The 1,269-nt window shown below is 58.9% G+C and carries 1 protein-coding gene; it reads right to left on the bottom strand.

All coding sequences use genetic code 11. From position 1 onward, the window contains the following. Positions 1 to 93 precede the first annotated feature (93 nt). On the bottom strand, positions 94 to 1,269 hold a 1,176-nt coding region (tuf, locus tag ACR0NJ_RS21235), incomplete at its 5' end, for an elongation factor Tu (protein WP_480819079.1).

The raw sequence follows: 1,269 nt of genomic DNA, 5'->3' as shown, positions 1-1,269 counted from the left end.
AAAAGGCCGCCCCATTGGGACGGCCTTCTTTAGTTCGCCGGTGTGGGCTCTCATTGCTTCTTTGAAGCAACTGCCGCCCACCGCTTTCCAAAATTATTCAATAATTTTGGAAACAACACCCGCACCGACGGTGCGACCACCTTCGCGGATCGCGAAGCGCAGGCCGTTTTCCATCGCGATGGGCGCGATCAGCTCAACGCCGAACGACACGTTGTCGCCGGGCATGACCATCTCGGTGCCTTCGGCCAGGGTCACGGTGCCGGTCACGTCAGTCGTACGGAAGTAGAACTGAGGACGGTAGTTCGCGAAGAACGGGGTGTGACGGCCGCCTTCTTCCTTGGTCAGGATGTAGGCTTCGGCTTCGAACTTGGTGTGCGGTGTCACCGAACCCGGCTTACACAGAACCTGGCCACGCTCAACGCCGTCACGGTCAACACCACGCAGCAGGGCGCCGATGTTGTCGCCGGCTTCACCGCGGTCCAGCAGCTTGCGGAACATCTCAACACCGGTGCAGGTGGTTTTCGAAGTGTCGCGGATGCCGACGATTTCGATCTCGTCGCCAACGTTGATCACGCCACGCTCGACACGACCGGTCACAACCGTACCACGGCCCGAGATCGAGAACACGTCTTCGATCGGCATCAGGAACGGCTGGTCAACAGCACGCTCAGGGGTGTCGATATACTCATCAACAGCCGCCATCAGTTCCTTGATCTTCTCTTCGCCGATTTCCGGGTTGTTGCCTTCCATCGCGGCCAGAGCCGACCCTGCGATGATCGGAATATCGTCGCCGGGGTATTCGTAGCTGGACAGCAGTTCGCGCACTTCCATCTCAACCAGTTCCAGCAGCTCTTCGTCGTCAACCTGGTCCACTTTGTTCAGGAACACGACCATCTTCGGGATGCCAACCTGGCGGCCCAGCAGGATGTGCTCGCGGGTCTGCGGCATCGGGCCGTCAGCCGCGTTCACAACCAGAATCGCGCCGTCCATCTGGGCAGCACCGGTGATCATGTTCTTGACGTAGTCGGCGTGGCCGGGGCAGTCGACATGTGCGTAGTGGCGGTTGTCGGTCTCGTATTCCACGTGGGCGGTCGAGATGGTGATGCCGCGCGCTTTCTCTTCCGGCGCACCGTCGATTTGGTCATACGCTTTGAAGTCACCGAAATACTTGGTGATTGCTGCGGTCAGCGTCGTTTTACCATGGTCAACGTGGCCAATCGTGCCGATGTTGACGTGCGGTTTTGTACGCTCAAACTTTTCCTTTGCCAT

The organism is Ruegeria sp. F11, assembly GCF_056533855.1.
This window is presented reverse-complemented; position numbering and strand designations above follow the sequence as displayed.